Annotated in this window: 26 protein-coding genes and 1 tRNA gene; 12 read left to right on the top strand and 15 right to left on the bottom strand. The window is 68.7% G+C overall.

The window, feature by feature from the left end:
• Nucleotides 1-55: 55 nt before the first annotated feature.
• From QUE68_RS07815 to QUE68_RS07825, 3 genes are all read right to left on the bottom strand, one after another.
• Entirely contained in the window at nt 56-1,492 is a 1,437-nt protein-coding gene (locus tag QUE68_RS07815; protein ID WP_284225413.1) for a neutral zinc metallopeptidase, read from the bottom strand.
• Between the two features lie 117 nt (nt 1,493-1,609).
• Nucleotides 1,610-3,511 carry an ATP-dependent DNA helicase gene (locus tag QUE68_RS07820; RefSeq protein ID WP_284233430.1) on the bottom strand — a complete coding sequence of 634 codons (1,902 nt, stop codon included), beginning with the start codon at nt 3,509-3,511 and terminating at the stop codon, nt 1,610-1,612.
• Nucleotides 3,512-3,595: 84 nt separating this feature from the next.
• Entirely contained in the window at nt 3,596-4,861 is a 1,266-nt protein-coding gene (locus QUE68_RS07825) for a nicotinate phosphoribosyltransferase (RefSeq protein ID WP_286275764.1), read from the bottom strand.
• Between the two features lie 116 nt (nt 4,862-4,977).
• Between QUE68_RS07825 and clpS the strand changes: the two genes are divergently transcribed.
• The 11 genes from clpS (at nt 4,978) to QUE68_RS07880 (ending at nt 13,228) form a co-directional block, all read left to right on the top strand.
• Complete coding sequence (gene clpS, locus QUE68_RS07830; protein ID WP_284225416.1) at nt 4,978-5,292, top strand: ATP-dependent Clp protease adapter ClpS; 315 nt, start codon at nt 4,978-4,980, stop codon at nt 5,290-5,292.
• A gap of 18 nt (nt 5,293-5,310) precedes the next feature.
• Nucleotides 5,311-5,892, top strand: a complete 582-nt coding sequence (aosR, locus tag QUE68_RS07835; protein WP_284225417.1) for an oxidative stress transcriptional regulator AosR — start codon at nt 5,311-5,313, stop codon at nt 5,890-5,892.
• A 70-nt stretch (nt 5,893-5,962) separates the two neighbouring features.
• Nucleotides 5,963-7,033, top strand: coding sequence for a P1 family peptidase (locus QUE68_RS07840; RefSeq protein ID WP_284225418.1), 1,071 nt, complete (start codon nt 5,963-5,965; stop codon nt 7,031-7,033).
• Between the two features lies 1 nt (nt 7,034).
• Nucleotides 7,035-7,457 carry a M67 family metallopeptidase gene (locus QUE68_RS07845; RefSeq protein ID WP_284225419.1) on the top strand — a complete coding sequence of 141 codons (423 nt, stop codon included), beginning with the start codon at nt 7,035-7,037 and terminating at the stop codon, nt 7,455-7,457.
• A 13-nt stretch (nt 7,458-7,470) separates the two neighbouring features.
• Nucleotides 7,471-7,743, top strand: coding sequence for a MoaD/ThiS family protein (locus tag QUE68_RS07850; RefSeq protein ID WP_284225420.1), 273 nt, complete (start codon nt 7,471-7,473; stop codon nt 7,741-7,743).
• A gap of 13 nt (nt 7,744-7,756) precedes the next feature.
• Entirely contained in the window at nt 7,757-8,725 is a 969-nt protein-coding gene (locus QUE68_RS07855; protein ID WP_284225421.1) for a PLP-dependent cysteine synthase family protein, read from the top strand.
• Nucleotides 8,716-9,375 carry a rhomboid family intramembrane serine protease gene (locus tag QUE68_RS07860; RefSeq protein WP_284225422.1) on the top strand — a complete coding sequence of 220 codons (660 nt, stop codon included), beginning with the start codon at nt 8,716-8,718 and terminating at the stop codon, nt 9,373-9,375. Before QUE68_RS07855 ends, QUE68_RS07860 begins: the two co-directional genes overlap by 10 nt.
• 161 nt (nt 9,376-9,536) lie before the next feature.
• Nucleotides 9,537-10,310, top strand: a complete 774-nt coding sequence (locus tag QUE68_RS07865; RefSeq protein WP_284225423.1) for a cyclic nucleotide-degrading phosphodiesterase — start codon at nt 9,537-9,539, stop codon at nt 10,308-10,310.
• 20 nt (nt 10,311-10,330) lie between these two features.
• The gene (rph, locus tag QUE68_RS07870; protein WP_286275387.1) at nt 10,331-11,113 is read left to right on the top strand and encodes a ribonuclease PH; all 783 of its coding nucleotides are present in this window, start codon (nt 10,331-10,333) and stop codon (nt 11,111-11,113) included.
• Nucleotides 11,110-11,709 carry an RdgB/HAM1 family non-canonical purine NTP pyrophosphatase gene (gene rdgB, locus QUE68_RS07875; RefSeq protein ID WP_286275765.1) on the top strand — a complete coding sequence of 200 codons (600 nt, stop codon included), beginning with the start codon at nt 11,110-11,112 and terminating at the stop codon, nt 11,707-11,709. Before rph ends, rdgB begins: the two co-directional genes overlap by 4 nt.
• A gap of 157 nt (nt 11,710-11,866) precedes the next feature.
• On the top strand, nt 11,867-13,228 hold the full coding sequence (locus QUE68_RS07880) for an MFS transporter (protein WP_286275766.1): 1,362 nt from the start codon (nt 11,867-11,869) through the stop codon (nt 13,226-13,228).
• 12 nt (nt 13,229-13,240) lie between these two features.
• On the opposite strand, the gene QUE68_RS07885 is transcribed toward QUE68_RS07880, so the two are convergent.
• Complete coding sequence (locus tag QUE68_RS07885) at nt 13,241-13,621, bottom strand: DUF3817 domain-containing protein (protein ID WP_286275388.1); 381 nt, start codon at nt 13,619-13,621, stop codon at nt 13,241-13,243.
• Nucleotides 13,618-14,004, bottom strand: coding sequence for a hypothetical protein (locus QUE68_RS07890; RefSeq protein WP_286275389.1), 387 nt, complete (start codon nt 14,002-14,004; stop codon nt 13,618-13,620). Before QUE68_RS07890 ends, QUE68_RS07885 begins: the two co-directional genes overlap by 4 nt.
• Before the next feature lie 145 nt (nt 14,005-14,149).
• Between QUE68_RS07890 and QUE68_RS07895 the strand changes: the two genes are divergently transcribed.
• Nucleotides 14,150-14,234, top strand: a tRNA-Leu gene (locus QUE68_RS07895).
• 16 nt (nt 14,235-14,250) lie between these two features.
• Here the strand turns inward: QUE68_RS07895 and QUE68_RS07900 are convergent.
• The 10 genes from QUE68_RS07900 to QUE68_RS07945 all read right to left on the bottom strand — a co-directional run bounded on the left by QUE68_RS07900 (nt 14,251) and on the right by QUE68_RS07945 (nt 26,134).
• The gene (locus tag QUE68_RS07900) at nt 14,251-14,589 is read right to left on the bottom strand and encodes a hypothetical protein (protein ID WP_286275390.1); all 339 of its coding nucleotides are present in this window, start codon (nt 14,587-14,589) and stop codon (nt 14,251-14,253) included.
• 118 nt (nt 14,590-14,707) lie between these two features.
• A complete protein-coding gene (locus QUE68_RS07905; protein ID WP_286275391.1) occupies nt 14,708-16,522 on the bottom strand; it encodes a sulfatase-like hydrolase/transferase in 1,815 nt (604 codons plus the stop codon).
• On the bottom strand, nt 16,515-16,982 hold the full coding sequence (locus QUE68_RS07910; RefSeq protein WP_286275392.1) for an SRPBCC family protein: 468 nt from the start codon (nt 16,980-16,982) through the stop codon (nt 16,515-16,517). Before QUE68_RS07910 ends, QUE68_RS07905 begins: the two co-directional genes overlap by 8 nt.
• A 40-nt stretch (nt 16,983-17,022) precedes the next feature.
• Nucleotides 17,023-19,428, bottom strand: coding sequence for a lysylphosphatidylglycerol synthase domain-containing protein (locus tag QUE68_RS07915; protein ID WP_286275393.1), 2,406 nt, complete (start codon nt 19,426-19,428; stop codon nt 17,023-17,025).
• A 113-nt stretch (nt 19,429-19,541) separates the two neighbouring features.
• Entirely contained in the window at nt 19,542-20,351 is an 810-nt protein-coding gene (locus QUE68_RS07920; RefSeq protein WP_284225432.1) for an SDR family NAD(P)-dependent oxidoreductase, read from the bottom strand.
• Nucleotides 20,352-20,399: 48 nt separating this feature from the next.
• On the bottom strand, nt 20,400-21,983 hold the full coding sequence (locus tag QUE68_RS07925; protein ID WP_284225433.1) for an FAD-binding protein: 1,584 nt from the start codon (nt 21,981-21,983) through the stop codon (nt 20,400-20,402).
• A gap of 9 nt (nt 21,984-21,992) precedes the next feature.
• Nucleotides 21,993-22,811: a mycofactocin-coupled SDR family oxidoreductase gene (locus QUE68_RS07930; RefSeq protein ID WP_284225434.1), complete on the bottom strand. Its 819-nt coding sequence runs from the start codon at nt 22,809-22,811 to the stop codon at nt 21,993-21,995.
• A 6-nt stretch (nt 22,812-22,817) separates the two neighbouring features.
• Nucleotides 22,818-23,651, bottom strand: a complete 834-nt coding sequence (locus QUE68_RS07935) for an oxidoreductase (protein WP_284225435.1) — start codon at nt 23,649-23,651, stop codon at nt 22,818-22,820.
• Nucleotide 23,652: 1 nt separating this feature from the next.
• The gene (locus tag QUE68_RS07940) at nt 23,653-24,906 is read right to left on the bottom strand and encodes a hypothetical protein (protein WP_286275394.1); all 1,254 of its coding nucleotides are present in this window, start codon (nt 24,904-24,906) and stop codon (nt 23,653-23,655) included.
• Nucleotides 24,899-26,134, bottom strand: a complete 1,236-nt coding sequence (locus QUE68_RS07945; protein WP_284225438.1) for a sulfotransferase family protein — start codon at nt 26,132-26,134, stop codon at nt 24,899-24,901. Before QUE68_RS07945 ends, QUE68_RS07940 begins: the two co-directional genes overlap by 8 nt.
• Nucleotides 26,135-26,136 lie beyond the last annotated feature (2 nt).

Here is a 26,136-nt window from a genome sequence, read left to right on the forward strand (position 1 = left end):
CGTTCCCGTTCGCTCAACGAACGTTTTCGCGCCGAAATCGCGACGGGTGAGGGGTTTAGTCGAAGCGTTTGAAGCAGCGGTCCAGGTCGCCGAGCACGCCCACCCGGAAGGCGTCGATGCGCGAGAAGCCCGACGGCACCGAATCGCCGTTGACGTCGCTGGCCACCAGACCGTTGACCAGGATGCCCGACACGGCCTCGTCGACGTCGCCGGCCGTCAGCGCGATGGTGTCTCCGCCGGGGGTGGTGATGTTCTCGGTCATCTTGACGGTCGCGACTCCGGTCAGACACGCGGTGCGCAGCGCGGCCTCGGCGTTGTCGAGCGCAACGCCGCCGCGTTCGTTCTGGATCGACTGCATGAAGCGCGAGACCACCACCGAGTAGGCCGTGTTGTCGCCGGTGACGACCCCGCTGTCATCGGCGTTCTGCGCGCCCAACTCCTGGAGGGCGGGCAGGTCGACCGTGATCGTGTTGGTCGCCGGGCAGTACGACGCCGGTCCGCCGACGCGGGCGTCGGGGCACTCGCCGTCGGTGAAGCTCAGCTGCGGCGGATCGGCGGGGCTGAAGACGACGTTCATGGCGTCGACGATGGACTGCACCGACTCCCTGGTGACCGGCAGCTCGCCGGTCTGGTCGTCGGGCAGTAGCAGCGGCAGATCGCCGCGGCGCTGCTTGATCTCCTCGAGGTCGATCGCCGCGCACGACGCCGCGCCGTCGGTGAACCCGAACTGGAACGCCGACACCCGCTCGAAGGCCGAACCGTGTTCGTCCTCGCCGACCTCGGAGTCGCTCTCGTTGAGCAGCGGGTCGCGGAAGGCGATCACCGCCGCGAGCAGGTTGTTGAGGCCGTCGGCGGTGCTGAGCGTGAAGCGCGGGGAGTTGCCCTCGGCCACCCAGCGCATGTACACCCCCGCCAGGCAGTCGGCCTGCTGCTCGCCGACGATGGTCGGCGTCTTCTCACTGGTCAGATCCGCCTGGTGCGCCACCGAGTGCCCGTACTCATGGGCCAGCACCATGCTCACCGCCATGTCGCCGTTGGCGTCGCGCAACTGCGGAAGCAGCTCACCGCGGTCCCAGCCGATGGTGTTCTCGTCGAAGCAATACCCGGCGTTGACCAACCCGGCGACGTTGTCGCCACAGAACGCGACGTCCTCGTAGTCGGTGGAATCCCACGAGACCAGCTCCTCGACGGGGGTGAACTCCCCGTCGAAGGTCTCACCGAAGCGGCTGGCCCAGAACTCCTCGATATCGCTGACCGCACTGGCGGCGAGGTCGTCGATCTTGCCGCCGTCGGTGTTGCTCACGTCGCGAGACGGAGCCTCGGCGTCATCGCGCAGGCCCGTCGGGCCGTTCACCGCGGGCATGCCCGCCACGCTGAAGGGGTCGGCGAACACCGAGACCGGCGTGCCCTGCAACGTCGTCGCGCACGACGTCAGGAGCAGGGTGGTGCCGACCAGACCCAACACGCTGCCCGCGAGGTGCCGTCGCTTCATCGCCGCCCTTTCGTCTCCGTCCGGCCGGGACGGCGCGCACGTCAATTTCAGCCAGGATAGTGACAGCGGAGCACCCCGATCCCAAGTTCGGCCGCCGACGCCGACGTGACCTGCGCCTCACGTCGTGCGCAAGCGCTCCAGCGCCTTGCGGACCTGCCCCGGATCGGTGGTCGCCCAGAACGGCGGCAGCGAGGCACGCAGGAAGCCCGCGTAACGGGCGGTGGCCATCCGCGAGTCGAGAACGGCGATGACACCGCGGTCGTCGACGTGGCGGAGCAGTCGTCCGGCGCCCTGGGCGAGGAGTAGCGCGGCGTGGCTGGCCGCGACCGCCATGAACCCGTTCCCGCCGTGCGCGGCGACCGCGCGCTGGCGTGCGGTGATGAGCGGGTCGTCGGGGCGGGGGAACGGAATTCGGTCGATCAGCACCAACGACAGCGACGGCCCCGGCACGTCGACGCCCTGCCACAGCGACAGCGTGCCGAAGAGTGACGTCTCGGCGTCCTCGGCGAAGCGGCGAACCAACGCCGAGGTGGTGTCCTCGCCCTGGCAGAGCACCGGTGTGTCGAGTCGGCCCCGCATCGCCTCGGCGGTGGCCTTCGCGGCGCGCATCGACGAGAAGAGCCCCAACGTCCGGCCCCCGGCCGCGGTGATGAGCCCCTCGATCTCGTCGAGTTGCTCGGCCGATCCGCTGCCGTCGCGTCCCGGCGGCGGCAGGTGGGCGGCGACGTAGAGGATGCCCGCCTTGGCGTGCGCGAAGGGGGAGCCGACGTCGATCCCCTTCCAGCCGGTCTTCGACTCGCCGTCCATCGCGAGCCCCCACGCCCGCGCCATCGCATCGAAGTTCCCGCCGATGGTCAGGGTCGCGGACGTGAGCACGACGGTGCCTTGCTCGAACAGCCTGTTGCGCAACAGATTCGCCACCGACAGCGGTGCCACCCGCAGGATTGCGCGTTTGCCCGATGCCCGTCCCTCCTCGTGGTCCAGCCACACCACGTCGGAACGGTCGGGGATGGCAGGCCCGTACGACGTCAGGATGCGCGAGGCGATATCGCTGACGTCGTTCAACGCCGTCACGGCCTCGTTGCGCGCGGCAGCGGCCTTGGGATCGGTGGGCGCGGTGTCGATCGCCGAGCGGACCTTGTCCGCGGCGTCCCTCAGCACGGTCAGGTAGGTCGACATCTCCTCGTCGAGGACGTCCTTGCGCCCGGGCTCGGCGTCGTAGAGGGCCGACGAGAAGGTGGCGGTCGCGGCCTCGAACCGTTGCGCGAGTTCGGGATCGACGAGCCGGGACGCGCGGCGCAGAGCGACGCCGAGCATGGTGGCCGACAACTCGCCGGTGGCCACACTGGTCACTCTGTCGACGAGTTCGTGGGCCTCGTCGACGACGAGAAGTTCATGCTCGGGCAGCACGTTGACCTCGGAGATGGCGTCGATGGCCAGCAGTGCATGGTTGGTGACGACGATGTCTGCCGAGCCGGCGGCACCCCGTGCCTTCTCGGCGAAGCAGTCGGTGCCGAAGGGGCAGCGCGCCGCGCCCATGCACTCCCTGGCCGAGACACTGACCTGGCTCCACGACCGGTCGGCGACGCCTGGCGTGACCTCGTCGCGGTCACCGGTCTCGGTGTCCGACGCCCATTCGGTCAGGCGCTTGACCTCGCGGCCCAGTGCCGTCGTGGCCACGGCATCGAACAGCTCATCCTGCGGCACGTCGTCGGCGGACTCGGCTGAACCATTGTGAATCTTGTTCAGGCACAGATAGTTTCCGCGTCCCTTGAGAAGTGCGAACTCGGGGCGGCGGGGTACCTCGCCGGTCAGGGCGTCGGCCAGTCGCGGCAGGTCGCGGTCGAACAACTGACGTTGCAGCGCGATGGTGGCGGTCGAGATGATCACCGGCTCGGCGCGTTCCATGGCCCGTTTGATGGCGGGCACCAGATAGGCCAGCGACTTCCCGGTCCCGGTGCCTGCCTGGACGGCGAGGTGCTCACCGGTCTCGAAGGCATGATCGACCGCCTCGGCCATCTCGATCTGACCGCTCCGCTCCGTACCGCCGAGGGCGGCAACGGCCGTGTCCAGCAGCTCTCTGACGCCGCCCGTGTCTCCTCCTCAGGCCTGGCGCGTGGCGTCGACCATGCGGGTGGGAATCGCGGGCTCGCCGCGGGAGAGCTTCAACCCGTCCCACGGGAGGCTGTGCAGACTCGCCGCGACACGCTCGCGAGCCCGGGCGATGTCGAGGTCGGCGACCGTCTGCCCGCCGCGCACGAGCGGCTGGGCCAGCTCGGTGGCGACCAGTCCCCGGGGCGTCGCGGGGGGCTGGTCGGCCAGGTGCACGATCTCCTCGACGACGGTGCCGGTCGACTTGGCCAGCCGGTGGGCCTGCTTGCGGCCGCCGTGAGACTCCTTGTGGCTGCTGCGCTTCGCGACCGGAATGCCATCGACCTCGACGAGTTTGTAGACCATGCCCGCCGTCGGCGCGCCAGACCCCGTGACGAGGGACGTGCCGACCCCGTAGGAATCGACGGGTTCGGCGCGCAGGGCGGCGATGGCGAACTCGTCGAGATCGCTCGTCACGACGATGCGGGTGGCTGTGGCGCCCAACTCGTCGAGCTGGCTTCGGACCTGCCTGGCGAGCACGCCGAGATCGCCGGAGTCGATGCGGACGGCGCCCAACCCGGGACCCGCGACGGCGATGGCATTCGCCACGCCCGCACTGATGTCGTAGGTGTCGACGAGCAGGGTGGTGCCGACGCCGAGGGCGTTGACCTGCGCGCGGAACGCGGCCCGTTCGTCGGGCCCGTCGGGGGAGGCGTACAGCAGGGTGAATGCGTGGGCGCTGGTGCCCAACGCGGGAACGCCGTACCGCCGCTGCGCCTCGAGATTCGACGTACCCGTGAAGCCTGCGACGTACGCGGCGCGGGCGGCGGCGACGGCGGACATCTCGTGAGTGCGCCGCGACCCCATCTCGATGAGAGGCCGCCCCTCGGCCGCGCTGACCATGCGCGCAGCTGCCGAGGCGATCGCGCAGTCGTGATTGAAGATGGACAGCGCCAAGGTCTCCAACAGCACGCACTCGGCGAACGTGCCGTGCACCGACAGCACCGGGGAGCCGGGAAAGTACAGCTCACCCTCGGCGTAGCCGTCGACGTCGCCGGTGAACCGGTAATCGGCCAGATACGCCAAGGTGTCCGGGTCCAGGAAGTCCGCGAGCACCGCGAGCGCGGTGTCGTCGAAGGTGAACTGCGGCAACACTTCCAGGAACCGGCCCGTGCCGGCGACGATGCCGTATCGCCGACCGTCGGGGAGCCGGCGCGCGAAGATCTCGAACGTGGTCCGTCGGTGGGCGGTGCCGTCGCGAAGTGCGGCCGCCAGCATCGTCAGCTCGTACTTGTCGGTGAGCAGAGCCGTCGCCGCATGCACCTGATCGGTAGCCACAGCGCCAACCGTAGCCGTTCGGACCGTCGCCGAGGTCGGTGTCTATCCTGGGCGGCATGGTTACGCCGGCGCGAACCCAGCCAGGGACTCGCGAGGAACGCGTGGTGGATCCGGCGACGGACGAGCAGGAAGCCACCGACAGTCCGTGGGTGACGCTGGTCTGGGACGATCCCGTGAACCTGATGTCGTACGTGACGTACGTGTTCCAGAAGCTCTTCGGCTACAGCGAGCAGCACGCCAACAAGCTGATGCTCCAGGTGCACGAGGAAGGCAAGGCCGTGGTCTCGTCGGGCAGCCGCGAATCCATGGAGGTCGACGTGACCAAACTGCACGCAGCGGGGCTCTGGGCCACGATGCAGCAGGATCGCTGAGCTCCGGGAGTACATGGCGTGCGCAAGTGGAAGCGTGTTGAGACGGCTCAGGGTGTGCGTTTTCGGTCGACCCTCGCCGCCCACGAGGCGACGTTGCTGCAGAGCCTGGTCAACTCGTTGATGGACATGCTGGTCGATCGCGAGAGCTCTTCGCCCACAGATGAACTCGAAGAGTTGACGGGTATGCGGACCGGTCATTCGCAGCCGCCCGACGATGACACGATGTTGCGCCTGCTGCCCGACTTCTTCCGGCCGCAGCATGACCACCCCGCCGGTTCCCGTACCGCCGAGAGTCTCAACAGTGCGCTGCGCAGTCTGCACGAACCGGAGATCATCGACGCGAAAAGACATGCCGGACAACGACTGTTGGCCACGCTACCCCTGGCCGGCGGCAGGTTCGAGATCACCGAGGACGACGCGCACTGCTGGACCGCCTGCGTCAACGACATCCGGCTCGCACTCGGCACGATGCTCGAGATTGGCCCCGAGGGTCCGGACCACCTGCCCGCCGAACATCCGATGGCCGGGCATCTCGACGTATACCAATGGCTGACCGTGCTGCAGGAGTACCTGGTTCTCGGGCTGATGGGCAAGCGCTGATGCGCGATTTCGGCGCGCAAACGGTCGCTGAGCGAACGAAAGCGCGCCGAAATCGCGGGGGCGGGCGGACGTGACGGGCTCGATCACCGACGTGTCGGGCATCCTCGTCGGGAACCATCACCGGTTGGACGCCGATGCGACGCTGGGCACCGGCTGGGCGTGCGGCACCACGGTCGTCCTCACCCCGCCGGGCACCACCGGTGCGGTCGACGTGCGCGGCGGCGCGCCCGGCACCAGGGAGACCGACCTGCTCGATCCGGCCAACAGCGTCCGCTACGTCGACGCCGTCGTCCTGACGGGCGGCAGCGCGTACGGACTCGCCGCGGCCGACGGTGTCATGCAATGGCTCGAGCAGCACGACCGCGGCGTGGTGATGGATGGCGGCCTCGTCCCGATCGTGCCCGCCGCGGTCATCTTCGACCTTCCGGTCGGCGGCTGGCAGTGCCGCCCGACCGCGGAGTTTGGGTTCGCTGCCGCAGAGGCGGCGGGGGTCGAGGTGCCGGTCGGCAACGTCGGCGCGGGCGTCGGTGCGCGCGCCGGAGTCCTCAAGGGCGGCCTGGGCACGGCATCGGTGACCCTCGACGAACTCGGGGTGACCGTCGGCGCGATCGTGGCGGTGAACTCCGCGGGCAACGTCGTCGATCCGCAGACCGGACTGCCGTGGATGGCCGACCTCATCGCGGCGCTAGGGCTGACGGCACCGCCCGCCGACGAGATTGCCGCCTACGCCGCACGCGACGCTGACGAGTCGCCGCTGAACACCACCATCGCCGTCATCGCCACCGATGCCGCGCTCAGCAAGGCCGCCTGCAAGCGGGTGGCCGTGGCCGCCCAGGACGGCCTGGCGCGCACCATGCGGCCCGCGCACACGCCGTTGGACGGTGACACCGTGTTCGTGCTCTCGACCGGCGCCGTGGAGATCGTGCCGACGGGCAAGGGGGTCACCCCGGCGGCGATGTCCCCCGAGACCAAGTTGACGACGATCGTCGGGGCGGCCGCCGCCGACTGTCTGGCGCGTGCGGTGATGGTCGGCGCGCTGGCCGCCGAGACGGTGGCTGGAATACCCACCTACCGCAGCATGTTGCCCGGAGCGTTCGCAAACGTGCGGGCGACGGGGCAATACCGGGAAGGGCCGTCTTGACGTGCTGACGATTCGACGCGAGTTGGTGGAGGCCATGGTGGCCCATGCGCGCGCCGATCACCCCGACGAGGCGTGTGGAGTGATTGCCGGGCCAGAGGGGACCGCGCGGCCGGAGCGCTTCATCGCGATGGACAACGCCGAGCGGTCCCCGACGTTCTACCGCTTCGACTCGGGTGAACAGCTCAAGGTGTGGCGCGCGATGGACGACGCCGACGAGGTACCCGTCGTCATCTACCACTCCCACACCGCGACCGAGGCCTACCCCAGCCGGACCGACGTGAGCTACGCCTCCGAACCCGACGCGCACTACGTCCTCGTCTCGACGCGCGACCCCGACGAGCACGAGCTGCGCAGCTACCGCATCGTCGACGGCGTCGTCACCGAGGAACCCGTCACCATCGTCGAGCAATACCAGAAGATCTGAAGGAGACCGTCACATGTCCGTTTCTGTGTCCATCCCGACCATCCTGCGCACCCACACCGGCGGCGAGAAGCGTGTCACCGCCACCGGTGACACGCTTCAGGCCGTCATCACAGACCTCGAAGCCAACTATTCGGGCATCACCGAACGCATCGTCGACGGCGACAAGTTGCACCGATTCGTCAACGTCTACGTCAACGACGAAGACGTCCGGTTCTCCGGTGGGCTGGCGACGGAGATCGCCGACGGCGACTCGGTGACGATCCTGCCCGCCGTAGCTGGCGGGTGAGTGAGAGGTACGCATGCGTTACGACACGCTGCTCGAGGCGCTCGGCAACACACCGCTGGTGGGGTTGCAGAAGCTCTCGCCGCAGTGGCACGACGAACCGGACAGCCCCCATGTGCGCTTGTGGGCCAAGCTCGAAGATCGCAACCCGACGGGCTCCATCAAGGACCGCCCGGCCCTGCGGATGATCGAGCAGGCCGAGCGCGATGGGCTGTTGACCCCGGGGGCGACGATCATGGAGCCGACGAGCGGCAACACCGGCATCTCGATGGCCATGGCCGCGCTCATCAAGGGCTACCGCATGATCTGCGTGATGCCGGAGAACACGTCGATCGAGCGGCGCCAGCTGCTCGAGCTGTACGGCGCGAAGATCATCTACTCACCTGCGGAGGGCGGTTCGAACACCGCGGTCGCGATGGCCAAGGAACTCGCCGCCGAACACCCCGAGTGGGTCATGCTCTACCAGTACGGCAACCCGGCCAACGCGGCGGCGCACTACGAGGAGACCGGGCCGGAGATCTTCGCCGATCTCCCGGAGATCACGCACTTCGTCGCGGGGCTGGGTACGACGGGCACGCTGATGGGCACCGGGCGCTACCTGCGCGAGAAGGCGCCGGGCGTGCAGATCGTGGCGGCCGAACCGCGCTACGGCGAAGGCGTGTACGCGCTCCGCAACATCGACGAGGGCTTCGTGCCCGAGCTGTACGACCCCGACGTGCTGACGACCCGCTTCTCGGTCGGCTCGTTCGACTCCGTCAGGCGCACCCGCGAGCTGGTCCAGGTCGAGGGCATCTTCGCGGGCATCTCGACGGGGGCGATCCTGCACGCCGCGCTGGGCATGGCGACCAAGGCGCGCAAGGCCGGCGAGCGTGCAGACATCGCGTTCATCGTGTGCGACGCCGGGTGGAAGTATCTGTCGACCGGCGCCTACGCCGGTAGCCTGGACGATGCGGAGGACGCATTGGAAGGGCAGCTATGGGCATGAGTGGACTTACGCCGGCCGTCGCCGAGAAGAAGCGGCCGGGCTGGATGGTCGGCGGCGTCACGATCGTCAGCTTCGTCGCCCTGCTCTACGTCATCGAGGCCGTCGATCAGGTGTCGGGAAGTCGACTGGAGGAGGACGGCATCCGGCCGCTCGAGGTGGACGGGCTGTGGGGCGTCCTCTGGGCGCCGCTGTTGCACGCGAACTGGGCCCATCTGGTCGCGAACACGGTCCCGGCGTTGGTGCTCGGCTTCCTGGTGTCACTGGCCGGCATGTCTCGGTTCATCTACGCCACCGTGATCGTCTGGATCCTCGGTGGGCTCGGGACGTGGCTGATCGGGAACCTCGGTGCTCCCTACGGTGTGGAGACCAACCACATCGGCGCCTCCGGGTTGATCTTCGGCTGGCTGACGTTCCTGATCGTCTTCGGGTTCTTCACCCGCCACGCGTGGCAGATCATCGTCGGGATCATCGTGTTCCTCGTGTACGGCGGCATCCTCTGGGGTGCACTCCCCGGCACGTTCGGGGTGTCCTGGCAGGGGCATCTGTGCGGCGGGATCGCCGGCGTCGTCGCCGCCTATCTGCTCTCGGGACCGGAGCGCAAGGCCAGGGCCACGCGCACGACCGGACCTGCCCAGCAGCTGTCGATCTGACCCCTTGCTGAATTGAGGCGTTCGCCACACCGGCCCGCGCGGGGGCCTCTGCATCGCGATCGCCCCGTCGCAGGTCACGCGTCACGATGGCGTCAGATCATGACACTCGGTGCGCAATGCGGTGATGTTTTCGTCACACGCTCATCGGGCATGGCAAGCTAATGGGCGTGCGAATCACCGTACTGGGCTGTTCCGGTAGCGTCACCGGGCCGGATTCGCCTGCTTCGGGCTATCTGGTGACGGCGCCGCACACGCCCCCGCTGGTCGTCGACTTCGGCGGCGGCGTGCTGGGCGCGCTGCAGCGTCACGCCGACCCGGGCACCGTCAGCGTTCTCCTCTCGCACCTGCACGCCGACCACTGCCTGGACCTTCCCGGCCTCTTCGTCTGGCGCCGCTACCACCCGTCGCCTCCCGAGGGTCGTGCGCTGATGTACGGCCCGGCCGATACGTGGTCGCGGCTGGGGGCGGCGTCCTCACCCGAGGGCGGCGAGATCGATGACTTCTCCGACATCTTCGACATCCATCAGTGGGTGGACAACGAAGAGGTTCAGATCGGCGAGCTCACCGTCTTGCCGCGGCTGGTGTGCCACCCCACGGAGTCCTACGGCATGCGCTTCACCGATCCGTCGGGCGCGACGCTGGTCTACAGCGGCGACACCGGGTACTGCCCCCAGCTGATCGAGCTCGCCCGCGATGCTGACGTCTTCCTCTGCGAGGCGTCGTGGACCGATTCCCCCGACCGGCCTCCGCGACTGCACCTCTCCGGTGCCGAAGCCGGACGTACCGCGGCCAAGGCCGGTGTGCGCGAACTGCTGCTGACGCACATCCCGCCGTGGACCTCGCGTGAGGACGTCATCAGCGAGGCGAAGGCCGAGTTCGACGGACCGGTGCACGCCGTGGTGTGCAACGAGACCTTCGAGGTCGTCGCGCACTAGTCGTCGTTTAGGGTTGGCCGGTGTCCAGACGAGAAGACGGACGACTCGACGACGAGTTGCGACCGGTAGTCATCACCCGTGGTTTCACCAAGCATCCGGCCGGATCGGTGCTCGTCGAGTTCGGTCAGACCAGGGTCATGTGCACGGCCAGCGTCACCGAGGGCGTGCCGCGCTGGCGCAAGGGCTCGGGCCAGGGCTGGCTGACCGCGGAGTACGCCATGCTGCCCGCCGCCACCCATACCCGTTCGGACCGTGAATCGGTCAGGGGCAAGGTCGGCGGTCGGACCCAGGAGATCAGCCGCCTCGTCGGGCGGTCGCTGCGGGCGTGCATCGACCTCGGTGCACTCGGCGAGAACACGATCGCCATCGACTGCGACGTCCTCCAGGCCGACGGCGGCACCCGCACCGCGGCGATCACCGGTGCTTACGTGGCGCTCGCGGATGCAGTGACCTATCTTTCGGCGGCCGGGCGGCTGTCGGACCCGCGGCCGCTGTCGTGTGCCATCGCCGCGGTATCCGTCGGCGTGGTGGACGGGCGCGTGCGCACCGACCTGCCGTACGAGGAGGATTCGCGCGCCGAGGTCGACATGAACGTGGTGGCCACCGACACCGGAACGTTGGTCGAGATTCAGGGCACCGGCGAGGGCGCGACGTTCCCGCGGTCGACGCTGGACAAGATGCTCGACGCGGCCCTTGCCGCGTGCGAGCAGCTGTTCGTCGTGCAGCGTGAGGCACTCGAGCTGCCGTACCCCGGTGAGCTCCCGGAGCCGACGTCCCCTAGCAAGAAGGCATTCGGAATCTGACCGAATTGCTGGTCGCCAGCCGCAACCCCAAGAAGCTGGCCGAACTCCGCCGCGTGCTCGACGGCGCAGGCGTGACCGGTTTGCAACTGCTGTCATTGGCCGACGTCGCTCCGTTCGACGAGGCTCCCGAGACGGGCGCGACGTTCGAGGCGAACGCGTTGGCCAAGGCGCGCGACGCGTTCACCGCATCCGGACTCCCGGCCGTTGCCGACGACTCCGGGCTCTCGGTGGACGCACTGAACGGGATGCCCGGCGTGCTGTCGGCCCGGTGGGCGGGCGCGCACGGTGACGACGGGGCGAACCTTCGATTGCTCCTCGGTCAACTGGGGGACGTACCCGATGACCGTCGCGGCGCGGCGTTCGTGTCGGCCTGCGCGCTGGTGTCTGCCGCGGGGGAGACCGTGGTGCGGGGGGAGTGGACCGGCAGCATCGCGAGAGCGCCGCGCGGTGACGGCGGGTTCGGCTACGACCCGATCTTCGTGCCGGACGGTTCGAATCGTTCGGCTGCCGAGCTGAGCCCGGCCGAGAAGGACGCGGCGTCGCATCGAGGCCGCGCGCTCGCACTGTTGCTCCCGGCGTTGCGTGCCCTGGTCTGACGGTCCTCGCGGCGGAAGTTTTGCCTAGCGCAACTAACGTGTAGCGTTCGGCCACGTGGGTCGACGCGCCTCTGGGCCTGAATCGCAGTCCTCGGCGACGGCGCATCCCGGCATCCTGGTCGCCGTGTTGTCCGCGGCTGGCATCAGCGTGTCGCTGATGCAGACGTTGATCATTCCACTGATTCCCGAACTACCGAAATTGTTGAACGCCAACCCGTCCGATGCGTCATGGGCGATCACGGCGACGTTGTTGACGGCCGCCGTGGCGACTCCGGTCTTCGGCAGGCTCGGCGACATGTACGGCCCCAAGCGGATCCTGACCGCCTGCGCGCTGATCCTCACCGCCGGGTCGCTCATCGCGGCGCTGACCAGTTCCCTGCTGCCGTTCATCGTCGGACGTGGCCTTCAGGGTTTCGGCATGCCGATCATCCCGCTGGGCATCAGTGTGCTGCGTGCCTGTGTACCCGCCGAGAGGGTCGGGGCCGCAATGGGATTGATGAGCGCATCGCTGGGAGTCGGCGGCGCGCTCGGGTTGCCGCTGTCCGCGGTGATCGCACAGCAATTCGACTGGCACGTCCTGTTCTGGTTCGCCGCGGCCCTCGGAGTCACGTCGTCGCTGCTGTTCTTCTTCCTGGTGCCCGGCGTGGCCGCCGTGTCCGCGGACCGGCTCGACGTCCCCGGCGTGATCGGCCTCGCCGCCGGCCTGGTGACGCTGCTGCTCGGCATCACCAAGGGACAGACCTGGGGCTGGACCAGTCCGACCACACTGGCCATGTTCGGCGCGTCGGCCGTGGTGTTCGCACTGTTCGGCTTCTGGCAGCTGCGGTCGGCGTCGCCGATCGTCGACCTGCGCACCACCGCTCGGCGGCCGGTGCTCACCACCAACCTGGCGTCGATCGGCATCGGCTTCTCCATGTTCGCGATGTCGCTCATCGGACCGCAGATCCTGGAGCTACCCGCCGAGACGGGGTACGGCCTGGGACAGTCGATGCTCCACACCGGTTTGTGGCTTGCGCCAGGCGGATTGGCGATGATGCTGGCAGCGCCGATCGCGGCGAGGATCGCGGGCCGTCGTGGTCCCCGGTTCACCCTCGTAGTTGGGGGCGCCATCATCTGCGTCGCATACCTGGCCGGGCTGTGGATGATCGGCAGCGCGCCGCTGATGCTGGTCTTCAACGTGGCGGTGAGCGTCGGTGTCGGCTTCGCGTTCGCGTCGATGCCCGCGCTGATCAACGCGTCCGTACCCGTGTCGGAGACGGCGGCCGCCAACGGGATCAACTCCCTGGCGCGATCGCTTGGCACGTCCATCTCCAGTGCGGTGATGGCCGCCATCCTGGCGGGGTTGACGATGTCCTTCGCGGGCGGCGAGCTACCGACGTTGACGGCGTTCCGGATCGCCGTGCTGGTCGCTGCGGCTGCCGCGGGCGTGGCCGTGGTGTTCGCGCTGCTGATTCCCACCGCCGGTGCCGAGCCGGGGCGCGACCGCCTCTACGAGCAGCGGGCGGCCGTCGACGTCTGACGGACCGCTGACTCAGAGGTCGTAGGCGGCCTTGATCTGCTTGGTCTGAAAGTGCTCGACGATGATGCCGAGAAACGGGATGGTGCCGGCGAGCAACACGCCGATGGTCTTGCCAATGGGCCAGCGCACCTTCACCGCAAGGTTGGCGGCGGACAGCAGGTAGACGAAGTACACCCAGCCGTGCACGACGCCGATCCAGCTCGGCGGATCGTCGACCTTGACGATGTACTTCAGCACCATCTCGTAGCAGAGCGCGATCAGCCACAGGCCCGTCGTCCAGGCCAGCACGCGGTAGGCGGTCAACGCCTTGCGGACGACGTCCTTCGGAGTCGTCGGCGACGGGTTGTCGGCTTCCGGTGCGTCGCTGGGGGCTTCGGGGTCCGGGCTGCTCATCTCGTCGTCCTGTCGTCGGTGTCGGGGCGGCAATCGGCCTTGGCGAGCTCGGCCAAGTAGGCGTTGTACTCGGTGAGTGTCGGGTCGGCGTCGAGTGAGGTGTCGGCCTTCGGCCGCTCGGGCAGCAGACCGTCGGGGATCTCGGTCGGCTGGTTCTGGTCTGGCTTCGGCGGCGGCGCCTCTTCGTAGCGGACGAATTTGTAGTACGCGTAGAAGCAGAAGCCGGCGAACATCGGCCACTGCAGGGCGTAGCCGAGGTTCTGGAAGGACCCCGATGCGGACTCGTACCGTGTCCACTGCCACCAGCCCAGGGCCAGGCAGCCCGCGGCGCCGATGACGACCAACGCGATGAGCGCCGGCCTCCTACGGCGTGTAGTGGACATTCGTCCACGGTACCGCGATGGCCTTGGGTCCGATGAACTCGTCGAGCCTCGCGGTGTCGGCCTTGCGGCTGCCTTCCTGTCGGGAAGGTACGACTCAGCACCGACAGGGTTTCGAAACGGGGAAGCGGGTACGATCTCTCGCATTGCGGGCGTGGCGAAATTGGCGATACGCGCGGGCTTTAGGTGCCCGTGTTCGAAAGAACGTGTGGGTTCGAGTCCCACCGCCCGCACGAGTAAGAGCGTCGGTCAGTACCCCAGGAGCTTGCGAAACCGTTGGCCGACCGCCATCGACTGGCCCATCCTGACCACCCAGCCATCGAGGGCAGCCTGCGTGTCCGCCGGATCCCACCCGCGCTCCTCGCCCAGCCTCACCATGCCGGCCATGTCGGTGATGCCCTTGGCTTGGGCGTCGCGAGCGAGGCCGGCGTAATCCTCGAGCGAGATGCCGTTGATCGGCGCCCAGATCGGGTCGTCCGATGCCACCGACCGGGTCGACGGCCCGCCCAGGATGGCCGGGTCGACCAAACCCGCGCCCTTGACGTGAACCATTCCGGCGGCGTCCTTCGCCTTCTTGAAGATGCCCATGTCGATACTCTCCGATCCTCGTGCCCAACGTTGCGCCGGGTCTGCGTCGATTGTCGCGCTCCAGTACACGGCGGAGGGGCGACTACCGATCACGAGAAGGGGAGCGGGCCGGAGTGAGCTACAACCCGACGCGCCCCAGCACCCGTCGGACCACGCCCTCGGACTCCCCGGTCGGCGGTTGCCGATCGGCGTAGGGCCACGGCCGGTTGCGTTCCGGCACCGACGTCGCCCGCGCCTGCTTGAGCTGCATCCGCAGGTGGGCTCGCAGCTCGTGCAATGCCGGGTCGGCCCAGCGGTTCTCGGCCTCGATGGGGTCGGCGGTCAGGTCGTAGAGCTCCCACTGATCGTCGAGCGGATCGGTTCGGTAGGCCTCGCCGCCGATCCCGTTGGTGGCCAGTTGGCGCACACCCGGTTCGGTCCACGTGGACGGATCGTCGAAGGTGCGCACCAGCTTCCACAGATGTCCAGCGCCGAGTGGCGCGTCCGCGTCGTCGACGCGGACCACCAGACCCTCGAAGTTGGAGGCGACGTGCGCGGGGATTCGGATCCGCAGTGGCGCAGGGGGATTGACGTCTAGTCCCATGCCCCTGGCTGCCGCCGAGGCGCCGGTATCACCTTCGAGCACGTTGTCCCGCGTCATCAGATAGATGGCCCGCTCCTCGTCGGCCGGCGCTCCGTGCACCACCGGCATCAGGTCGCGCCCCGGCAGGGGGTGGACTTCCGAGAAGGACTCGGAGAGCACGTCGGCGACCACGTCGACGTCGACACCCGCCGCGCCGAGCAGGGTCGGTACCAGGTCCACGTGTGACGTCGGTGCCGAGACGACGCGTGGCTGGGTCGGGCCCTCGCCGATGCGCGCGATCACGAAGGGCACCCGGGTGGCCTCGTCGTAGAGGTTGAACCACTTCTGATGCAGTCCGCCGTGCGCGCCGAGCAGATCGCCGTGGTCGGAGGTGCGCACCAGGACGGCGTTCTCCGAACCGCCCTCGGTGACCGCGCGGCGCACCCGGTCGAGTGGCCCGTCGACTTCGGCGTGCAGGCGGTAGTAGAGGTCGCGGTACTTCTGCGCATTGCGCTTGTAGCTGCGGCTGATCGCGGGGGCGGGGCCGTACCCGGAGTAGTACGCCTCGCGGAACGCGATCTGCGCGGCCGGCTTGGTGCGCAGGTCCTCGTCAGCGGTCGGCGCCGCGGGGACGTGCGGTGGGTCCATCGAGGTATAGGGCGTCAGCGGGTTGCGTCGCACCCACGCCGGAAACAGCACGATGTCATGCGGGTTGACGAAGCTGGCCACCAGGAGGAACGGCCGCAGGGCGGCCGTATCGCCAGCGCGACGGCGCTCATACCGGTCGCTCAGCCAGGCGACGATGCGGTCGGCGAACAACGGGTCGCGTCGAAAACCGCTGTTGGACATGGCTGCACCGTGTGGTTCGGGTCCCACCCAGCCGGAGAACCCGTAGGGCCCAAGGGGATCGGCGTCGAGGTAGCGTTGCACGGCGGCGGGGTCGACCGTACCTCCGTCGTCGTTGGTCGCCAGGGGTTCGCCCGTTTCCGGGTCCTCCAGATCGGCATGCGAGATGTGCCACTTGCCGTCGTAGTGCGTGTCGTAACCCGCGGCGCGGAACCAATTGCCGAGCGTCGGCACCTCGCCGGCCCGCAGCCACCGCAGCCGCGAGTCGTCGTACCGCTTGCCGATGCCGTCGGTCTGGGTGACGCCGTGCAGATCGGGATACTGCCCGGTGAAGATGGTCGGGCGGCTCGGCACGCAGGCCAGCGAGCCCGTGTAGTGCCGGGCGAAGCTGATGCCGTGCTCGTCGAACCAACGGCGCCCGCCGAGGGCGCGTCGGCGCCAGGCCAACACGTCGGGCGCCTCGTACGGTGGTATAGCGCGCTCCTCGTCGGTCATGATGATGACGATGTCGGGCCGATCAGACATGAAGCTCCTCCGTTCGTCGCGCCAAACCCGCGAGCATCGAGTCCGACGCCTTGGCCAGGCCCCGGCACACGGCCCATTCCGCCGTCCGGGCAAGGGGACCCGCACCGATTTCCACCGTGCTCGTCAGCGTGACCTCGGTGGCCTCGCCCACCGGCCGCAGCGTCCAGCGGTTCGCGACGGCGCGCAACCTGCGGGGCAGACCCTCGATGTCGTAGGCCAGCACGGAAGGCGGGGCGAACTCGCTGATGCGCTCCACCAGCACGTTGCGGCCGACCTGTACACGGCGCGTCGTTCCCACAGTGGCGCCGTCCGGACCCCGGTTGAGGACGCACGAATGATCGACGTCGACCGCCCATGAACTCAAGGAACCGAAGTCGGCGAGTACGTCCCAGATGGCCTGCGGCGGGGCGGATATCGTTCGGCTGCGGCTGATGTCTGCCACACCGTCATCAAACACCATCGCAGGCGTCGATGTGGCGCGACGTCGAGACTGGTGACCTCTAGATCATGTCGTTTCTGGTGAGCCACCTCATCACCGGCCAGCCGACGAACACCGGCAGCCAGCAGGTGAGGACCCGGTACAACAGCACCGACGGGACGGCGACGGCGGCGGGCACGCCGAAGGCCGCCAGACCACCGATCAGCGCTGCCTCGACCGCGCCGACACCGCCGGGGGTCGGGGCAGCCGAGGCCAGTGTTCCGCCGATCATCGTCACGACGGTGACGGTGACGAAGGTGGTGCCGCCGCCGAAGGCCTCCACACTGGCCCACAACGCCAAGGCCGCACCGAGAGTCGTTGCTGCACAGCCGAGCACGATCAGCGTCAGCCGCTTGGGCTCACGGGCCAAATCGACCAGTTCGCCACCCAGTTCCTTGAGCCGGGGCCGCAGTTCGGTGCCGAGCCAGCGTCGTAGCGTCGGCACGAACGTGAAGGTGCCGACGATTCCCAGGGCCACGCCTCCGATTAGGTACAGCACCGTCGTCTTCGGCACGAAGTGCTCGAGGTTGGCCGAGGTCCCGGCGATCACGCTGAAGAGGACCAGCAGTGCGACGTGCGTGATGACCTGTACCGACTGCTGCATCGCGACCGCCGCCGTCGCCCGCAGCGCACCGAGACCACCCTTCTGCAGAAAGCGCGTGCTCAGCGCCAGGCCGCCGACACCGGCAGGCGTCGTGGTGGCCGCGAACGTGTTGGCCACCTGCATGATCGCCAGGTTGCGGAAGCTCACCAGCCCCGAAGCGCAGGCCCACAGCGCCGCCGCGGCACCCAGGTACGTCAATGCCGACACCGCCAGTCCGAGCAGCGCCCACCACCAGTTCGCGGTGCGCAACTCGGAGAAGAAGGCAGGCACCGTGCTGATGAAGGGGTAGGCCACGTAGACCAGTGCGACCAGCAGCACCAGTTGGATCACCTGAGTTCTGGTGAAGCGGGTGATCGTCTCGGCCTTTATCTGGTCGGCGCCGGTCTGATGCATCACCTCGTCGCGGGCCGCCGTCATGACGGTCCCCGGATCGGCGACCGAGGCTCGAACATGTTTGGGGAGAGCGGATTTCGTCAGACGACGCGAAGCGGCGAGGACGGTGCCCTCGCCGAACTCCACGATGGCGGCGCGCACCGCGGCCCCGGCGCCGAAGATGGCCGTCGTCGACACCAGCAACGCGGCGATGTCTGCCTGCAGGAGGACGTCGGTCGCGCCGTACTCGGCGCTGCCGAAGCCCCCGAATCGGGCCTCGCCATCGTCGAGGGTGATCTCCTTGCCACGGAGGTCGCCGTGCGAGATCTGATGTCGGTGAAGGACTCCGAGCGCCTTCCACACCGGACCCACGAGGGACTCGTCGGCGCTGCAGTCATCGAGCGGGACACCCCGCACCGGGGTGTGGGCGTACAGCGTCCAGCCTCGGTCGAGTGCCGCCAGCGCGACGGTCGTACTGTTCGCCAGGTCGAGATCGCCGATGGCGATGGCCATCAGCCCGCGGTGCTCGACGGCGCGGCGCATGGAGGCGTGCAGGGGCGCGGTCTCGCTGTTGCGCAACCGCACTCGTCGCCAGACCTGGCTCATGATGCCGCCGCTGCGCTGGTTCGGCCCGTACATCTCGACGATCACCCGCGCCGGATCGCCTGCCGCCGACTCGTCGCGATCCGCCCCGTCGGCCGCCGCCCACAGCACCAGCGGCCCCGGTCCGGCCGGCCGCACCACGGTCAACCCCGTCACGGCGAACCCACGCCGTCGCAATGCCCGTACCGCGCCGTCGAGCGGCACCTCCAGCGCCGGGGTGCCGACGACGAGGACCGTCAGCGCGCCGACGAACCAGCCCACCGCAAGACCCAGTAGTGACCGCGCCGGAACCACGGCGCTGACGACGAGGTGGATGGGGACGAAGGCCAGCAGCAGGGTCCACCACCAACGACGCCACCGCGCGTCCAACCACGGGCCCGACACCGTGAGCACCGCGGCGAGCATGGCAATCCATCGCGGATCGTCCAGAAACTGTGAGAGCAGGGTCCGCAACCGGTCGTTCAGATCGAAGTGCCATCGCGGTGCGGCAAAGCCGCTCGAGTTGATCGACAGCGCCAGTACCGCGATCACCCCCGCCGCGGCGTACGCGCCGAGCAGCCGCCACTGACGGGCGGTGATCAGCCCGATGAGGATGGCGAAGGGCAAGACCAGGATGGCGACCCCGTAGGCCAGATACACCAGGTTGGACTGCGTCGGGGTGAGGAATTCGACGATCCCCGAGATCGACCGCTCCAGGGCGACCCAGTCCCTGCGCGTGATGAGCGAGCTGATGACGACGACGGCCAGGAAGGCCGCCGCCAGGACGAGGCGGAAGATGTCGTTGGTCCGCCGAACGAGCGGCTGAAGCAAATCGCCGGTAACGGAGACATCCCGCCCGTCAACTCGCATGTTTGAGGATCTCTCGGATCGGTGCCGGCACCGCGTGGGTCAGCGGCGTGCGGCCAACCTATCCCAGCCCGCGGTCTGTGCCCCCGATTGTGTCCCGCAGCGTCGGACCCGAGCTAGGTGTGGGTACCACCGTCGACCCGCACCTCGGTGCCCGTGATCCAGTAGGCGTCCGACGATCCCAGCATCGCCACGACACTGGCCACCGCGTCGGGCCTGGCGAACATCGCACCGTCGTCGGTCGGCAGCACGGACATGATCTTGCCCAGCAATGAGAAGTCCATGTCGTCGGGCAGTCCCGGCCCCACGCTCTGCTTCGACTCACCGACGCCGTCGGTCATGCCGGAGGAGATCGAACCCGGTTGCACGCAGTTGAACCTGATGCGCTCCTTGCTGAATTCCAGCGCCAGGGCGTGCGTCATCGCCTGGATGCCGCCCTTGGAGGCGGCATAGGCCGCCATGTAGGGGTGGGCGAAGTTGGCCGAGGTGGAGCTGAAGTTGACGACGGCGGCCGCATTGCCTTGTCGCAGAGCGGGAATGGCTTCACGCGTGACGAGGAACGTGCCGATCAGATTCACCCGCACGATCGTCTCGAAGTCGGCCAGCGTGGTGTCGACGAAGTGCGACGACCGCAGGATGCCCGCCGCGTTGACCAGCGTGTCCAGCCCGCCCGCCAGGCCGACCGCCTCGGCCACCCCCGCCTGCACCGACGATTCGTTGCCGACGTCCATCTGCACCGTCGACAGCCGCGTGCGGTACGCGTCGGCCTTGGCGACGGTGTCCTTCAAACCGGAGTCGCTGATGTCGGCGGCCACGACCCGGCCACCCTCTTCGAGGAGGCGCAGGACGGTCGCCTGGCCGATGCCCGAGCCGCCGCCGGTGACGAGGACGCGGCGGTCGGCGTAGCGCGCAAGTGTGGAAGACATGGGCCGAATGATGCCTGCCAAAAACGTCGGTGTCAGCCGGTCGGCGGATCAGCGTGGAGCCGGGCGTCCGGCCATGTGCAGTGCGGCGAGGTGGCTGAACAACATGGAGGCGCCGATCGGGTTGCCGCCGCCGGGGTACACGGTGCCACTGACGGCGGCCATCGTGTTGCCGGCGGCGTACAGCCCGGGAATGGGCCGACCGTCGTCGTCGAGCACGCGCGCGTCGGCGTCGGTGACCAGCCCGCCCTTGGTGCCCAGGTCGGACAGGCCGAACGCCGCGGCGTGGAAGGGCGGCTGATCGATCGCTACCAGCGGCGAGGCACCGCCCGTGAAAGTGCGATCGTAGGCCTCGTCGCCACGTCCGAAGTCCCGGTCGACGCCCTCGGCGACCAGCTCGTTGAAGCGCGCGACCGTGGCCTGCAGTTCGGCGGGCGGTACCCCGATGATCACGGCGAGGTCCTCCAGAGTGTCTGCGGTGTGCCACAACCCGGCATCGCGATAGCGTTCGGTCGCCACCAGCGATACGCTGGCCGACTTCACCGGTGGCACCCCGCCGTCGGCGTCGTCGTAGATCATCCAGAACGGCAAACCCACTGCGCCAGCGGCAATCTGGTCGACGACCGTCCGCCCCAGCCGGTCGTACGGGCCGGATTCGTTGACGAACCGCCGCCCGCCGGAGTCGACGAAGATGCCGCCGGTGAACCACAGCGAGAACGTCGACCGGCCGTCGGGGTGCGTCAATCCCGGTGACCACCATGCCTGATCCATCAGGTCGGTGGCCGCGCCGACGCCGATGGCGGCCCGGTGCGCGGCGCCGTCGTTGCCCGGCGCGCCCATCGTGTCCGCGACCCTGCCGGGGACGCCGAACGAGCGACGCATCTCCGCATTCTGCTCGAAACCGCCTGCGGCGAGGAGCACGCCGCGTCGGGCGCGGATGCGCACCTGCTCGCCGTGGCGCTGCACGACGGCTCCGGTGACGACGCCGTCCTCGAGCACCAGATCGGTGAGCGGAGACTCGAGGTGGATCGCTGCGTCGGGGAAGCGGCGAAGCGCGGCAAGGAAGCGACCGATCAGGGCGCGACCACCCGTGAGCAGATCCGGTGCGGGCACGCCGAGACGTTCGGTGTCCAACGGTCCACGGACCCGGTCGGCGTAGGGGCCGAGGGCGTCCGCATGCAACGCCCGGGACACGATGTGGCGCATACCGTCCAGGCGTGCGCCGGGCGCACCACCGAAGTAGTCGGGCCACGGCAGCACCTTGAACTTGAACGTCCCCTCCTCCGGGTCCGCCTCGAGGTATTCGATGAGCCGCGCGCCACCGCGAACGTAGGCGTCCTGCAGTGCACGTGGCGTGCGGTCGCCGACGACGGCGTGGAAGTACTTCAGGGCCTCGTCGATGGTGTCGTCGACGCCGGCGCGGCGCAACACCGGATTGCACGGGAACCACATGCCGCCGCCGCCGGAGTAGGCCGTGGTCCCGCCGAACTGGTCACTCCCCTCGACGAGTGCGACGGACAAGCCCTCCCGTGCGGCGGTATAGGCGCCCGTGATCCCGCCGCCAGAGCCGACGACGACGACGTCGACGGTCTCGTCCCAGTCGGGGGAGGTGGCGGCTGACACTTCGGTGGTCATGGCGAATTCCTAACTCCGGAGGGTGAATCCGGCATCCAGCGGCCACGACGTGCCGGTGATGAACGCTGCGTCGTCGGAGACCAGCCAGGCCACCGCGGTCGCGATCTGCTCGGGCTGGAGCAGTGCTATCGGGAGGGCATTGAGCTGGCTGGCGAGCCAGGGGTCACCGGCGGCGGACAACCTCATCGTGGTCTCGTTGAGGATCATGTCGGTCGCCACGCCGCTGGGGTGGATCGTGTTGACCCGGATGGAGTGCTCGGCGAGTTGGTCGGCCCACACCTGCATCAGGGCGACCAGGCCGCGCTTGGACGCGGCGTACCCCTGGACGCCCGCACGCTCGGTGCCCGCGGCCCTGATGCCCTGGGTGGAACTGACCAGCACGATGGAGCCGCCACGGCCACCGGCGATCAGGGCGGGGATGGCCGCATCCACGGTGTTCCAGGCGCCGATCAGGTTCACCTCCACGACGTCGCGGAACGTGGTGGCCCGCTCGAGGGTGTCGCTGACGCGGATGATGCCGGCGTTGGCGATGACGACGTCGAGGCGGCCGAACTCCTCGACGCCGGCTGCGACGGCCTCGCCGACCGCCTCGGGATCGCGTACGTCGGCTTGGCGGACCAAGATTCGACGTCCCCGACCCTGGACCAGTCCGACCGTCTCGGCGAGGTCGTCGGCGGTCGAGCCGGGGTAGTCGGTGGAGTCGAACTCGGCGCAGACGTCGATCGCGATGACGTCGGCGCCCTCGCTGGCGAGCTTTACGGCGTGCGCGCGACCCATCCCGCGTGCGGCTCCGGTGATGAGCGCGACCTTGCCGGTCATGGTTGCCATGTGTACTCAGTCCTTGGGGAAGTTGACGTTCTTGGTCACGGATTCCCACTCGTCGATCGACGCGGAGAAGGCGGCGAGCTTGTCGCGCACCGCCTTCAGCACGTCCCTCCCGAGCAGCAGGCGAAGGGGTGGCTCGTCGAGGGTGGTCACCATGAGCACGGCCTCGGCGACCTTGCGGGGATCGCCGGGCAGGTGGTTGGCGAACTCCTTGATCATCGTCTTGCGGGTGCCGACGCCGTCGTCGTAATCGCCGATCGGAGTGGCCGACTCCCACATGGACCGAGCCGCCCAGTCGGTGCGGAACGCTCCGGGCTCGATCGCGGTCACCTTGATGCCGAACGGCTTGACCTCTTGCGCCAGCGCCTCGGTCAACGCCTCGAGGGCGAACTTCGTCGAGGAGTAGTACGCATTGGGCGGGTTGGCCACCAAGCCCGTCATCGACGAGATGTTCACGATGTGCCCGGACTGGCGGGCCCGCATGCCGGGCAGCACGGCCTTGATGGTGTCCACGACCCCGAAGTAGTTGGTGTCGAACAGCTTTCGGACCTGCGCGTCCTCGCCCTCCTCGATCGCGGACAGGTAGCCATTGCCCGCGTTGTTGACCAGGACGTCGATCCCGCCGAACGCCTCGTCGGTGGCGCGCACCGCCGCGGCGATCTGGTCGGAGTCGGTGACGTCGAGGGCGACGACCACCGCGCGGTCGCCGAAGTCCTCGGCGAAGTCGGCCACGGTCTCGGTGCGGCGCGCGGTCACGACCACGGAGTGGCCGGCTTCCAAGGCAGCACGGGCGATCTCGCGACCGATGCCGGTGGAGCACCCGGTGATCAACCAGCGGCTCATGTCAAAGTGTCCCTTCGGGAAGGCGCCGCAGATATGCCGTGCGGCGATCGGCGAGCTGTTGCGCGCGTTCGGCTTCCGAGACCCGGCGCAGGCCCGGCACCACCCGTGCGAGGTCATCGAGCCTCACCACCCGGCCCCGGGCTCCGAGGTCGGCGGTCGGACCGTCGCCACCGAATTCGGCCATCCGCAGCGTCAGGATGCCCTCGTGGAGGCCATCGGAGTCGATCCAATTGGCCACGCCGGGATCGGTGGGGGCGATGACGTAGGTGTAGCTGCCGTCCTCGTTGGCTTCGGACTGCGCCTTGTTCAGGCTGCCGGTGCGATCGACGAGGTTCAACGTGGTGCCCCAGATGTTGCTCAGCGGCACGGTGAAGTACTCGGCGCCGCCGTCGCCGACGTCGACGACGAAGGCCTCGCCGGGGTTCAGCTCGAACCGGCCCATGACGTACACCTGGCTGCGCATCGCCCCGACCTTGTCCGCCGACCAGGCCAGGTCGAAGTGGTTGGGTGCCATCTTGTAGACGCCGTGGCTGAGCTTTCCCGTGAAGTTGGCGAAGTGCGCCATCATCGCCGCCGTGGCATCGGCCTGTTCGTCCAAGGTCCTGGCCGCAGTGCGCGGAGCATCGCCGAGTCGTTGCACGACGAGATGATTCGCGTCGTCGCGGTCCCAGTTCAGCAGCACGTCGCGGATGTAGAACTCGTGGGCGTCCGGCGTGGACTGCACGTGGTTGGGGCGGTCACCCGCCGGGTCGGCGTCGACGGTGATGGTGAAGGACCCGTCGGCGTCGACGTCCATGGTGCGGCCGTTGAGCACCGCGACGGTGCCCATGTTCGCGTCCCACAGCGTGAAGTAGTTCTCGGTCATGCGATGTTCGCCGACTCGACCGTGAATCTCGTAGCGTTCGTCACCGGAGATCGGGATCACGCGGTAGACGCTGTCGGGATTGTCGATGCCCCAACGGGATCCGGGGATCTGGCGGTCCGCCACCGGGTGGGCCAGCCGGGTGATGCAGCTGACCTTGGGCCGGAGCTTGTCCTGGTTCGACGACCACACCGCGGCGGAGAACATCACTTCGGCGAACGCGTCGTCGAAGCGCTCGCGCATGGCCACCGACGCCTTGGCCCGCCCCAGCCACGTCTCGGCCACGCTGCGGTACGCCGCCCTGACGGTCGGGTGATTGGTGAGTTCGAGCGCCGCCAGCTCCTGCTCGTGCTGCGACGTCGTGGCTACCGGGTCACCGGTGAAGTCAGGCATGGTTCCCTCCTCGGGATCGGGCGCCCGTGCGGAACCGGGCATCGTAGCTGGTGAACCGCTCGTCGATCTGGGCGTCGGTGAGCCCGAAGTCGTTGGCGGCGTAGGCCGGTCGGGCGGCCTCCCGCGGACGCTCGACGAGCCAGCGTCGCATCGCCGTCTCCGCTTCGACACTCAGCGGCACGCCGATCGCGTCGTAGACCCGGGACACCTGACCGATCGGATCGGCGACCGCGTCGGTGAACTCCACGTCGGTACAGACCGCGGATTCGTCGGCCCATCGGTCCCGGGTGGCCATCGCGCGGTCGTTCGTCCAGCCCATCCGGTGCAGCCATTCGACGCCGACACGATGCCGGTCGACCCGGTCGGCGTGCATCGCGTGCAGCGTGGCGTTGAGGCTGGCGCCGGACGGGATGGTCTCGCGGGGGTCGCGGTGCATGTGGACGACGTGGAGGTCGGGGAATTGGGCGCGTAGCGCGTCGAGGTACCCGAGGTGGGCCGGCGACTTCAGCACCCAGCGCTCGGCGTGGCTCGAACCGTCCCGGCCCGCCTGGCGCTTCTGCCACTGCAGGAACTGCAGCATCCGGTGCAGATACGCGTACGCGGGGGCGAAGTCCTGACGGTCGAGCCAGGACCGGTAGCGCGGCACGTGCGCGCCGGACTCCGGTACGTGCGACAGGAAGGCGTCGGAGAGGAACACGATCTCCTCTTCGGGTTCGCGGGCGTACATGGGGTGGATGGCGAACAGTTCGGGGGCGAGCTCACGCGTCGCGGCTTCACGCTTCTCGCTGACGACGATGCGAGGGTCTTCGGTCGCCTTGGCGAGCGAAGCGCCGGCAGGATGATCCGACCACCGGTAGTCGAGTTTCGGCGCCACCTCGACGACCTCCCAGCCGTACGCACAGTGAAAGCGGTTGTCTGCGGCCAGGAGTCGTTGCAGCAGCGTGGTGCCGCTGCGCATCATGCCGACGACCACGATGGGCGCGACGATCGTCTCCTCGAGAATCTCGGGATGCCGCCGGATCCATTCCTGCGCCCGCAGACGCATCCGCAGACTGTGCACCAGACCGGAACGCAGGATGTGCACGCCGACGTCGTTGAGGTCTGCGGCGGCGTAGTCCTCGGTCAGGACGGCGAGCGCCGCCTCGAACGGCACGGGACCCCCGTCGGCCAACCCCTCCTTCTGCTGCGCGCTGTGCAGGAGCAGCGCCGGGTCGAACGGATGCGGCACGG

Origin of the sequence: Mycolicibacterium sp. TUM20985 (assembly GCF_030295745.1) — a bacterium.
Taxonomy (GTDB): Bacteria; Actinomycetota; Actinomycetes; order Mycobacteriales; family Mycobacteriaceae; genus Mycobacterium.

Bases quoted from the DNA above. Each gene is read 5' to 3' on its own strand.
- QUE68_RS07855 (WP_284225421.1), top strand. From the start codon at position 7,757: ATGCGTTACGACACGCTGCTCGAGGCGCTCGGCAACACACCGCTGGTG.
- QUE68_RS07815 (WP_284225413.1), bottom strand. From the start codon at position 1,492: ATGAAGCGACGGCACCTCGCGGGCAGCGTGTTGGGTCTGGTCGGCACC.
- QUE68_RS07920 (WP_284225432.1), bottom strand. From the start codon at position 20,351: ATGTCTTCCACACTTGCGCGCTACGCCGACCGCCGCGTCCTCGTCACC.
- QUE68_RS07910 (WP_286275392.1), bottom strand. From the start codon at position 16,982: ATGGTGTTTGATGACGGTGTGGCAGACATCAGCCGCAGCCGAACGATA.
- QUE68_RS07905 (WP_286275391.1), bottom strand. From the start codon at position 16,522: ATGTCTGATCGGCCCGACATCGTCATCATCATGACCGACGAGGAGCGC.
- clpS (WP_284225416.1), top strand. From the start codon at position 4,978: ATGGTTACGCCGGCGCGAACCCAGCCAGGGACTCGCGAGGAACGCGTG.
- QUE68_RS07825 (WP_286275764.1), bottom strand. From the start codon at position 4,861: ATGCTGGCGGCCGCACTTCGCGACGGCACCGCCCACCGACGGACCACG.
- QUE68_RS07930 (WP_284225434.1), bottom strand. From the start codon at position 22,811: ATGGCAACCATGACCGGCAAGGTCGCGCTCATCACCGGAGCCGCACGC.
- QUE68_RS07900 (WP_286275390.1), bottom strand. From the start codon at position 14,589: ATGGGCATCTTCAAGAAGGCGAAGGACGCCGCCGGAATGGTTCACGTC.
- QUE68_RS07865 (WP_284225423.1), top strand. From the start codon at position 9,537: ATGGGCGTGCGAATCACCGTACTGGGCTGTTCCGGTAGCGTCACCGGG.
- QUE68_RS07940 (WP_286275394.1), bottom strand. From the start codon at position 24,906: ATGCCTGACTTCACCGGTGACCCGGTAGCCACGACGTCGCAGCACGAG.
- QUE68_RS07850 (WP_284225420.1), top strand. From the start codon at position 7,471: ATGTCCGTTTCTGTGTCCATCCCGACCATCCTGCGCACCCACACCGGC.
- QUE68_RS07915 (WP_286275393.1), bottom strand. From the start codon at position 19,428: ATGCGAGTTGACGGGCGGGATGTCTCCGTTACCGGCGATTTGCTTCAG.
- QUE68_RS07925 (WP_284225433.1), bottom strand. From the start codon at position 21,983: ATGACCACCGAAGTGTCAGCCGCCACCTCCCCCGACTGGGACGAGACC.
- QUE68_RS07860 (WP_284225422.1), top strand. From the start codon at position 8,716: ATGGGCATGAGTGGACTTACGCCGGCCGTCGCCGAGAAGAAGCGGCCG.
- QUE68_RS07890 (WP_286275389.1), bottom strand. From the start codon at position 14,004: ATGTCCACTACACGCCGTAGGAGGCCGGCGCTCATCGCGTTGGTCGTC.
- QUE68_RS07880 (WP_286275766.1), top strand. From the start codon at position 11,867: ATGCAGACGTTGATCATTCCACTGATTCCCGAACTACCGAAATTGTTG.
- QUE68_RS07935 (WP_284225435.1), bottom strand. From the start codon at position 23,651: ATGAGCCGCTGGTTGATCACCGGGTGCTCCACCGGCATCGGTCGCGAG.
- QUE68_RS07885 (WP_286275388.1), bottom strand. From the start codon at position 13,621: ATGAGCAGCCCGGACCCCGAAGCCCCCAGCGACGCACCGGAAGCCGAC.
- QUE68_RS07820 (WP_284233430.1), bottom strand. From the start codon at position 3,511: ATGGCCGAGGCGGTCGATCATGCCTTCGAGACCGGTGAGCACCTCGCC.